The sequence below is a fragment of the Stenotrophomonas sp. HMWF023 genome (genome assembly GCF_003060985.1).
In the GTDB taxonomy this organism is placed as follows: Bacteria; Pseudomonadota; Gammaproteobacteria; order Xanthomonadales; family Xanthomonadaceae; genus Stenotrophomonas; species Stenotrophomonas lactitubi.
On sequence record NZ_QAIJ01000208.1, the window covers coordinates 971 to 10,556 of the forward strand.

The following is a 9,586-nucleotide window of genomic DNA, read 5'->3' on the forward strand; positions in this document are numbered from 1 at the left end:
GCCTCGGCTTGGGGGCGGATCCCTTTTGCGAAGCAGAAGGGCTCTGACCCCGGAACTGCGGGCCCTGGTGGTGAGGCTACGGGGTGAAGTCCAGATAGTCTTCGTGCAGGCCTTGCACCAGGCGGCCGGTGGCTTCGTCGTTGGCGTTGGTTTCCATCAACAGCCAGCCGGGCATGCTGCCTTCGCGCATGGCCGGGCCTTCGTCCACGGCCATCACAAAGCTGTTGCCCAGTGCCTTGCCATAGGCATGCAGCAGCGCGTGCAGTGCCTGGGGATCCACCGCGCCGCGCAGCGTTGCCAGTGTCTGTTCCAGTTCCGGGCGGTCGAAGAGCGCCTCGGACAGGGTGCTGTCCACATCGTCGGCCAGTGCGTGCACATCGCGCAGCATCAGGAAGCGTGCGAACTGCGGCAGGTTCTCACCCAGCTCACTGTTCACCCAACTGCGGGGATCACTACAGCCTGCAGCCTTCATGGCTGCAGTCAATTCAGTACGTCGCTCACTCATCGCACCAGCATAGCCGAGCGCAGCGACCCGCTTCGGCTCTTGATCTTCTCTTTTTCTTCCGTGGTGGACGCGCACGGAAATTGTCCGTGGCCGGGCGGGTGGGATGCGCAGGGGCGTGAGCCGCATGGATGCGGCGACCGAGCTTACATGGACGTACTTGCAGCGGCCCCTGCGCAGCCCATCCGCCCGGCCAACCCCCTGCTTCTGCTTTCCACCACGAGGGGCTGCGCCGTTGGCGGGAAACCTACACCGGAGCCAGCGCGGTAAACGGTGCCCACGGCAGATTGCGCAGTACGGCATAGCCCGGCAGCAGCCACAGCCAGAACGTAGGACTGGCCAGTACCCGCATCAGCGGATCGAGCACGCGCGGGCGCACGCCAGCCATGTTGAGCAGCATCAGGAACAGGAAGGGCAGGCTGATGACCAGCAACGGGTTCATCGCCATCGCGCCGGGCAGGTCGAAGTGGACCAGTGAATACAGGCAGCGCGTGCTGCCGCAGCCGGGGCAGTAGAAGCCGGTCAGTGCATAAAGCGGGCAGCCCGGCAGTGGATTGCCGGAGACATACGGATTGACGTGGCGCAGGACCACGGCGGCACCCGCGGCCAGACCGGAAGCGGCCAGCAGCGGAGCCCAGCGGGCCAGGCGGGAACGTGCGGGAAGTGCGGACATGCGGGAGCGGGATCCGGCGCGTGGCCGGACCCCGTCGCGGGCATCAGTAGCTGCCGTTGCCGCCGCTCAGGGCGCCCAGGCCGCCAACGGCCATGATCACGATGAAGTACAGCACCATGACGACGACGAAGGCGATGGCCGACCACATGGCCCACTTCTTGGCCTTGTCGGCCGAATCACGGGCACCGGCGACGTCGCCAGCAGCCAGCTTGCCGTTGACCTGGGCCGCGTAGACGATCGACACGATGCCGGCCGGCAGGCAGCAGAACAGGGTGGACAGGATGGCCCAGACCAGATTGTTGGGGACCTGCGCAGTGGTGGTGTTCATGGTTCAAGCTCCTCGATGGGTGGTGGTGGTGAATCAAAGGTCGGATAGAGCGCCCAGCACGGCCAAGCCGCCGAACAGCCCGAACCACAACAGCAACAGGACCGGCAGGGCAACGGCCGAAGCCACCGCCCACCAGCCCGCCTTGCGCGACGCGTTGTAGGCCCCCGGCAGGTCACCGGCCGCGCGGCGACCATCGACCTGGGCGGCATACACGATCGACACCACGCCCAACGGCAGGCAGCAGAACAGCGTCGTCAGGATCGCCCAGACCAGATGGTTGGGGATGTAGACCGGACGGCTGAGCGGTGGCGGTTGATTCAAAGCAAGACTCCATTCCTTGGCGGTCGGCGTGTCGTAGACAGGCCGAACCTCCCCCCTGTGGGTGCGTAATCTACCGCAACCGACGACGCATGTATGCGTTTTCAGCCCCGTCAGGCCTCGCATGGCCCTTGCACGGTGGCGTATGCAGCGTACCGTCATCGCCCCCCGGAAGGGGCGATTGCGTCAGGCGAGGTCGCCGCGCAGGGTGCGGACCTGGGCTTCCAGGGCGGCGGCATCGGTCGAATGGCCATCCACCGCCGGTGCCGCGACCACCTCTACGGTCGCCCGGAACCGGCGCGGCACGCGCATGCGGCCCAGCCGGGTATCGCGGCGGCTCCACATGCTCGACCACATGCCGCGCAAAGCCATCGGCACCACCGGCACCGGGCGGCGTTCGAGGATCTTCTCCACGCCGGATTTGAACGGTGCCATCGTGCCGTCGCGGGTCAGTGCGCCTTCCGGGAAGATGCACACCAGCTCGCCCTCGGCGAGTGCGGCATCGACTTCATCGAACGCACGCTGCATCAGCGCCGGGTCTTCGCGTGCACCGGCGATCGGAATCGCCTTGGCGGTGCGGAAGATCCAGCGCATCACCGGGATGTTGAAGATCTTGTAGTACATGACGAAGCGCACCGGGCGCGGAATCGTCGCCGACAGGATCAGTGCATCCATGTAGCTGACGTGGTTGCAGACCAGCAGTGCGGCGCCTTCATCGGGCACGTTGCCCTCGATGCCATGCGGGCGCAGGCGATACAGCGTGCGCACCATCACCCAGCTGAGGAAACGCATCAGGAATTCGGGGACGATGGTGAAGATGTAGATCGCCACCACGGCGTTGGCGATGGCCAATGCCAGGAACAGCTGCGGGATGGTCCAGCCGAGCAGGCGCTGGGTGAGCAGGCCAAGTACCGCCGCAGCGACGATGAAGCCGGAGTTCTGGATGTTCAGCGCGGCGAACACGCGCGACATCTCCGATTTCGGCGTGCGGCTCTGGATCAATGCGAACAGCGGCACCACGAAGAAACCGGTGAACAGGCCGATGCCGAGCAGGTCGACGATGATGCGGATGCTGCCGGCCTGGTGCACGAACTGGGTGACCGACAGGCCCTGCGCGGTGGCTTCACCGGCGCGTGCGAAGTACAGGTCGAGCAGGAACGCGGTCATGCCGAACGCGCCCAGTGGCACCAGGCCGATCTCCACGGTGCGTGCCGACAGCTTTTCGCACAGCAGCGAACCGACGCCGGTACCCACCGAGAACAGCGCCAGCGCGAAGATGTACAGGGTGGGCTCGCCACCGAGGTTGGTGACCGCATAGGACGGCAGCTGCGCGGTGAGGATGGTGCCGACGAACCAGAACCAGGACACGCCGAGGATGGCGTTGCGTACCGATTTCTGTTTCCTGGCCATGCGCAGCACGGCCAGCGATTCGGGAATCGGGTTCCAGTTGATCTTCAGATCCGGCGCGCCGGCATCGACCTTGGGGATCATGCGCGCGGCGAGGTTGCCGCAGATTGCCAGCGCGATGACCGCCGTGGCGGCCACGATCGGTCCATGGGTGCCGGCCAGGGTGAACACCAAGCCGCCGACGATCATGCCGGTCAGGATCGACATCGACGTGCCCATCTCGACCAGGCCATTGCCACCGGTCAGTTCTTCCGGGCGCAGTACCGAGGGCAGCACCGAGTACTTCACCGGGCCGAACAGGGTGGATTGCAGGCCCGTGCAGAACAGGGCCACCAGCAGCACCGGCAGGCTCTCGGTGAGAAAGCCCACCGCCGCCAGTGTCATGATCACGATCTCCATGGTGGTGGTGATCACGATCAATCGCGACTTCTCCAGCTTTTCCGCGATCTGCCCGGCCAGGGCGGAGAACAGGAAGTAGGGCAGGATGAACAGCGCCGGCGCCAGGTTGGTGTAGAGCGTGCGCTCGCTCTCGGCAACGCCGAGGTAGAACAGCAGGCCGATGATCGCCTGCCGGTATACGTTGTCGTTGAAGGCACCCAACCCCTGCACGATGAAGAACGGCAGGAAACGGCGCTGGCGCAGCAGGGCGAACTGGTTGTGACCGGACATGGAACCTCCTTGGACCGGCGCAGCCTAGCATTCCTGCCCATCTGTCGGGACCGTGGCGGCATGCATCCACGCATGGCGTGGATCTACTCAGACCCCTGGGTGCGGACGGTGGGTGCGGACCGTTGGTCCGCACACCTGAGAACCTCAGACGATATCGTCGACCACGCCGCCATCGACCCGCAACGCCGCGCCGGAAGTAGCCGACGCCTGCGGCGAGGCGAGGTAGACCACCATGTTGGCCACTTCTTCGACCGTGGCCGCGCGCTGGATCACCGACGCAGGACGATGGGCCATCACGAACTCACGGCCGATCTGTTCCAGCGGCTTGCCAGAGCGCGCGCGTTCTTCTTCGAACATCGTTGCGAAGCCGTCGGACAACGTCGGGCCGGGCAGCACCGCATTGACGGTGACGCCGCTGCCGGCCACGCGCTTGGCCAGGCCGCGCGACAGCGACAGCTGCGCGGTCTTGCTGACGCCGTAATGGATCATGTCGGCCGGAATGTTGCGTGCCGATTCGGAGGAGATGAACAGCACGCGGCCCCAGCCGGCGTCGACCATCGCCGGCAGCAGGGCGCGCGACAGGCGCACGCCGGACATGACGTTGGTCTGCCAGTACTGCTCCCAGGTGGCATCGTCGGTTTCGAAGAAATCCTGCGGGCCGAAGATGCCGGCATTGTTGACCAGGATGTCGACTCTTCCCGGCAGGCCGGCCAGCAGGGTGTCGACGCCGCTGGCATCGGACAGGTCGGCGGCCACGCCCAGCACGTTGGCGCCGGGAATGGCAGCCAGCAGGCGCTGGCGCGCGCGCTCCACGCTGTCGGCACTGCGGCCGTTGAGGATGATCTGCGCACCGGCGGCGGCGAGCCCCTGCGCGATGGCCTGGCCGATGCCAGCGGTGGAGGCAGTGACCAGCGCGGTGCGGTCGTTGAGTTCGATCTTCATGGGGGAGATCCTGCGTGGGCGACACGGCAGTATCGGCGCCGGGGCGTGATCGGAATGCCCCCGTGGACGCAACACGATGTTGCACGGCCGACAGCCGCTCCAGTAGATCCACGCCACGCGTGGATGCCATTCCAGTAGATCCACGCCATGCGTGGATGCCGTCAGCTCAAACCACGCACCGCACCATTCGCCGCCGCTCTCACCTTCGGCAGCATCCGCAGCACCAGCGCCATCTGCGTGCGGATCAACTGCAGCTTCGGTGGCATCGTCTCATCAAGCTGCTCCAGTTCCGCAGCCACCGCGCGATCGGCGTCGTTGTCCTCCTCCGACACCGGCTGCTGCGCAGTCAATGCCGATGCCAGCTGCTGCAATGCCTTGCGCACCCGCTCGCCGGCGGCCAGCGCCAGTGGATCGCCCGCGTAGCTGTCGACCTGGTCGCGGTGCGCACCCAGTGCCGACAGGTGCCCGAGCAGGGTGTTGGACAACGCCAGGAAGTGGAAGCCCGAATCGAGGTTGCGGCGCACGTGGCCCGGCTCGCGCAGCATGTTCGACAACGCGGTGGACAGTGCGGCATCGGCGTTGTGCATGTCGCGGCGGGCGATGCGGTAGGCCAGATCGTCGCGCATGCCGCTGCGGTACTGGCCCAGCACCGATTCCAGATAACGCGCGGCGGTATCCAGCACCCGCGCCAGCACGCGGTGCAGCTGTCGGCCTTGCCAGTCCGGCAGGATCAGGAACGCGGCCGCTGCGGCGATCGCGCAGCCGAGCATCGTATCGACCATGCGCGGCACGATCAGCACGAAGCCGTCGCCGATCAGGTTGAAGCAGGTCAGCGCCATCACCGTGATGGCGGCCGAGGCGACCAGATAGCGGTCGGTACGGGTGAAGAAAAACAGCAGCGCCGACAGCAGCGCGATCAGCAGCTGGATCTCCAACCGGGGGAACAGCTGCAGCAGCGCCCAGGTCAGTACCAGGCCGGCCAGCGTACCGACGATGCGCTGGGCCAGGCGCTGGCGGGTGGCGCCGAAGCTGGGCCGGCACACGAACACGATGGTCAGCAGCACCCACGAGCCGTTCTGTGCATTGAACAGACGGATGGCAACGAAACCGGCGATCAGTGCCAGCGCCATGCGCAGGCCATGGCGGAACAGCACCGAGCCCGGGGTGAGCTGCTGGCGCAGGCGCACGCCCATTTCGCGCAGGGTGTGCGGGTTGCTGTCGCGCAGGCGGGTGTCGACGTTGTCCAGGCTGGCTTCGGAACGTTCGGCATCGAGCAGGCGGCGCTCGATGCTGCGCAGGTTGTGCACCAGCAGGTCCAGCGAGCCGAGCAGGCGCTGCCACTGCGGGCGTCGCTGGTCGCGCAGGTAGGTCAGCGCATCGGCCAGGTCGCGCCCGGCCTGCTGGTTGCTCTCGCCGTAGACGAACGGGCGGCGCAGCCGGATCGCTTCGCCCAGCCGTGCACAGGCCTGGCCCTGCAGGTCCAGCAGGCGCTGGCAGCGGTACAGCACGTCGCTGTGGAAGAACGCATCGACCAGCGCGCCGTACGGATAGTGGGAGGAGCTGGCGCGCTCATGGAAATCCTGTGCCATGTAGTACAGGCGCAGGTACAGGCCGGAGTTGACGCCGGGCCGGCCGGAGCGACCAAAGCGTGCCAGGATCGCCGTCTTCGCCTCGTTCAGCGCACCGACCACGCGGCGGTTCTGTTCGGCCAGGTCGAGCTGGCGGCGCTGCAGGTCCGCCTCGCGTACGGGTTCGAACAGGGCGGCCTTGAGCTGCAGGTAACGGCCCAGCTCCACGTACAGGCGGGCCACGCGCTCACGCACCGGCCGGTTGGCGAACAGCGTGGTCCACAGAATCGACAGCAGCCCGTACCAGACCGCGCCCGCCAGCAGGTGGCTGACCGCGTCCAGCGCACTGTGCAGGTCATGGGCACCATGTTGTTCCAGGCCGATCATGGTGTAGATGGCCAGGGTGACGGTCGCTTGGGCGATGGACGCGTAGCGCTCGCCGAGTGCGCCGAGCAGTGTCAGGCCGAACGTGGACAGCGCCAGGGCCGTGATGAAGATCCACGGCCAGGGGAACAGCCAGATCACCGAAGCCGCCGCCAGGCAGAAGCACAGCAGCGACAGCAGCACGGCCTTGGTCCGGCCCCACCAGTTGTCATCGGTCTCGGCAATCGCGCTGGCGATGATGCCGAGGAACACGCCGGGCAGCGCGGTCAGCGCATCCAGGTGCCAGCACACGGCCAGGGCCGCTGTCAGGGCAATGAACACCCGCAGGCCATAGCTGGCCTTCTCGTGGGCCCACAGGCGGCTGAGGTGGGATTCGCGTGCGGACATGCAGGCTCGGCGGAAGGATCGACCCCCATTATTGCGGGCCGCGCGTGAAATGGTAGATCCACGCCATGCGTGGATGATTTTCCGCTCGATACCCGGTAGTGCCGGCCAGCGGCCGGCACTACCGTTTGCCGGTTGCTTACATGTCGAACCGCACGCTCAGCGCGAAGGTGCGCGGCAGGCCGACGCCGGCATTGGACCAGTACCTGCGGTTGGCCAGGTTCTCCACACTGGCACGCAGGGTCACCGGGTGGCCGGAGGCCAGCAGGCGGTAGCCGATGCCGGCATTGACGAGCGTGTAGTCGGGCAGCTTCAGGGTGTTGTCGGCGTCATACCAGACATCGCCGTAGTAGCGCACGGCGGCATAGGTCTCCAGCCCTTCCACCCACGGCAGCTGGTAGGTGGCGTGCAGCACGCCGCTCCAGCGTGCTGCACCGACGGTGCGGTTGCCTTCCTGCGCCGCGCTGCCCGGTGACAGCTTGTCGTAGGTCGGGTCAAGCCAGGTCACGCCACCGCCGACGGTCAGCGCATCGGTCAGGTGCAGGTCGGCGCTGGCCTCGATGCCTTCGTACAGGGTGATGCCATCCTGCACCAGGCGCTTGCCCGCATCGGTCAGCTGATCGATGTTGGCGCCACGCTCCAGGCGGAACGCAGCGACGTTTGCGTTCCAGCGATCCGCTTCAACCTTGGCGCCGATCTCGTACTGCTTGCTGATGGTGGGGTCGAGCACATCGCCGGCGTTGACGTAGCTGTTGCCCACGCGGCCGCCGGCTTCCAGCGACTCGATGTAGCTGGCATACAGGGTGACGGCCTCGCTGGGCTTGAACATCACCGCATAGGTCGGGGTGACCGGATAGGTGTGGTACGCGCCCTTGGTCTCGAAATCGTTGTAGCGCCAACCGGCCAGCACCGACCAGCCATGGCCGAGATCGACGGTATCGCTGACGAACACGGCCTTCTGCACGGTTTCGCTGCCACGGCTCATCACCCGCGACCCAACTGCGTCGTGGCGGATGTCATGGCGCTGGTACAGGTTGGCACGGCCGATCAGGTTGAACTCGTAAGGACGATCCCAGCCCAGCCCGGTCTGGTGGCTGATGCCGGCCACCAGCTGGTGCCGCAGTGGGCCGGTGCCGAAGCTGCCCTGCACCAGCGCCTGCGCCAGCTTCCACTCGCTCTTGCCGCCGAGTTCGTAGACGTTGACGTCGTAGTCGCCGTTGCGGTCATCGATGTAGGCGAAAATCTTGTTGACGTCGTTCCACGAGGTGGTGACGCCATAGCTCAGGCTGGCCTTCCAGTCGCTGTTGATCTGCCAGTCCAGTGCGGTGGACAGCAGACTGGAACGGGTGTCGTAGTAGGTGCCGGGCACGCTGTTGTCGACATCGCCGGCGATTGGCCGCGGCAGCGACGTCAGGCCACGGAAGTAGTACTGCGGTGATTCCTCGCGCAGGTCGCGCGACTGGAATACGCCGTCGAAGGTCCAGGTGAGCGCATCGCTCAAGCGCGCGTCCAGCGACAGTGCGCCGACCTTGCGATCGACGTGCCCACCGTTGAAGGTTTCGCCCTTTTCCTGGAAGGCGTTGAAGCGGTAGCCGAACATCTGCTCGTTGCCGAAGCGGCCACCGACGTCGATGCCACCGCTGACGATGCCCTGCTCGCGCCAGCCGAGCTGGGCGGAGAAGGTCGGTACTTCGGTCGGCTTCTTGGTGATGTAGTTGACGATGCCGCCGGGTGCGCCGAAGCCGTACAGGAACCCGCCGGGGCCCTTCAGCAGGTCGACCTGTTCCATCACTTCCAGCGGCCATTCGGTACCCCAGGACGAGACCTGCAGGCCGTTGACCCGGTAGCTGTCGAAATTCAGGTCGATGCCGCGGTTGCGGATCGGAGAGCTCCAGCCGCTGGCATAGGCGCTTACCTGCGTGGTGACCGAGGGGTCGAGCAGGAAGGCTTCGCCCAGCGACACGACCTGGCGCTGTTCGATCTGCTCACGGCCGACCGCGGTGATCGCAAACGGGGTATCACGCAGGGCGCGGTCGCCCAGGGCGCCGGCCTCGGTGTGGGTACGCTCGGCGATGACCTTGACCGCGTCCAGATCGGTGGCACTACGGGCGTCGGCGGGGGCTTCGGCGTGTGCAGTGCAGGCGGCGGACAGCGCTACGGCCAGCACGGCCAGGCGGGGGGAACGGATGGGCAACATCGATGGAGATCCTCGGCGGGCGGCCACGGGCCATCCGCCCATGCAGGGGGGAAAGGTCGGTGGCTGGGATCACGCAGGCGTGCCGGCAACGGCAGCGGGGCGCCGCAAGGGGGCGCAGGACCATGGCTGGATGAGAATTGTTCTCTTTTCGTTCCGGCGCGTCAAATCCAAAGCGGCGTGCGGACCAACGGTCCGCACCCAGTAGATCCACGCC

The 9,586-nt window shown here is 66.4% G+C and carries 8 protein-coding genes; all 8 read right to left on the reverse strand.

What is annotated here, in order from left to right; genetic code table 11:
- Window positions 1–76: 76 nt before the first annotated feature.
- The 8 genes from DBR20_RS11265 to DBR20_RS11300 all read right to left on the reverse strand — a co-directional run bounded on the left by DBR20_RS11265 (window position 77) and on the right by DBR20_RS11300 (window position 9,372).
- Complete coding sequence (locus DBR20_RS11265) at window positions 77–436, reverse strand: hypothetical protein (RefSeq protein WP_108266233.1); 360 nt, start codon at window positions 434–436, stop codon at window positions 77–79.
- Window positions 437–749: 313 nt separating this feature from the next.
- Complete coding sequence (locus tag DBR20_RS11270) at window positions 750–1,175, reverse strand: DUF2752 domain-containing protein (RefSeq protein WP_089237343.1); 426 nt, start codon at window positions 1,173–1,175, stop codon at window positions 750–752.
- 43 nt (window positions 1,176–1,218) lie between these two features.
- A complete protein-coding gene (locus tag DBR20_RS11275; protein WP_108266234.1) occupies window positions 1,219–1,503 on the reverse strand; it encodes a CD225/dispanin family protein in 285 nt (94 codons plus the stop codon).
- A 33-nt stretch (window positions 1,504–1,536) separates the two neighbouring features.
- On the reverse strand, window positions 1,537–1,824 hold the full coding sequence (locus DBR20_RS11280) for a CD225/dispanin family protein (protein WP_108266235.1): 288 nt from the start codon (window positions 1,822–1,824) through the stop codon (window positions 1,537–1,539).
- A gap of 183 nt (window positions 1,825–2,007) precedes the next feature.
- Window positions 2,008–3,897, reverse strand: a complete 1,890-nt coding sequence (locus tag DBR20_RS11285) for an MFS transporter (RefSeq protein WP_100553813.1) — start codon at window positions 3,895–3,897, stop codon at window positions 2,008–2,010.
- Between the two features lie 144 nt (window positions 3,898–4,041).
- The gene (locus DBR20_RS11290; RefSeq protein ID WP_108266236.1) at window positions 4,042–4,839 is read right to left on the reverse strand and encodes an SDR family oxidoreductase; all 798 of its coding nucleotides are present in this window, start codon (window positions 4,837–4,839) and stop codon (window positions 4,042–4,044) included.
- Window positions 4,840–5,000: 161 nt separating this feature from the next.
- Window positions 5,001–7,178: a YccS family putative transporter gene (gene yccS / locus DBR20_RS11295; RefSeq protein WP_108266237.1), complete on the reverse strand. Its 2,178-nt coding sequence runs from the start codon at window positions 7,176–7,178 to the stop codon at window positions 5,001–5,003.
- A gap of 136 nt (window positions 7,179–7,314) precedes the next feature.
- Window positions 7,315–9,372 carry a TonB-dependent receptor gene (locus DBR20_RS11300; RefSeq protein ID WP_108266238.1) on the reverse strand — a complete coding sequence of 686 codons (2,058 nt, stop codon included), beginning with the start codon at window positions 9,370–9,372 and terminating at the stop codon, window positions 7,315–7,317.
- Between the last annotated feature and the right edge of the window lie 214 nt (window positions 9,373–9,586).

What these genes read in the sequence shown, in the direction of transcription:
- DBR20_RS11285 (WP_100553813.1), bottom strand. Translation starts at nt 3,897, where the DNA reads ATGTCCGGTCACAACCAGTTCGCCCTGCTGCGCCAGCGCCGTTTCCTG.
- DBR20_RS11290 (WP_108266236.1), bottom strand. Translation starts at nt 4,839, where the DNA reads ATGAAGATCGAACTCAACGACCGCACCGCGCTGGTCACTGCCTCCACC.
- DBR20_RS11300 (WP_108266238.1), bottom strand. Translation starts at nt 9,372, where the DNA reads ATGTTGCCCATCCGTTCCCCCCGCCTGGCCGTGCTGGCCGTAGCGCTG.
- DBR20_RS11270 (WP_089237343.1), bottom strand. Translation starts at nt 1,175, where the DNA reads ATGTCCGCACTTCCCGCACGTTCCCGCCTGGCCCGCTGGGCTCCGCTG.
- DBR20_RS11275 (WP_108266234.1), bottom strand. Translation starts at nt 1,503, where the DNA reads ATGAACACCACCACTGCGCAGGTCCCCAACAATCTGGTCTGGGCCATC.
- yccS (WP_108266237.1), bottom strand. Translation starts at nt 7,178, where the DNA reads ATGTCCGCACGCGAATCCCACCTCAGCCGCCTGTGGGCCCACGAGAAG.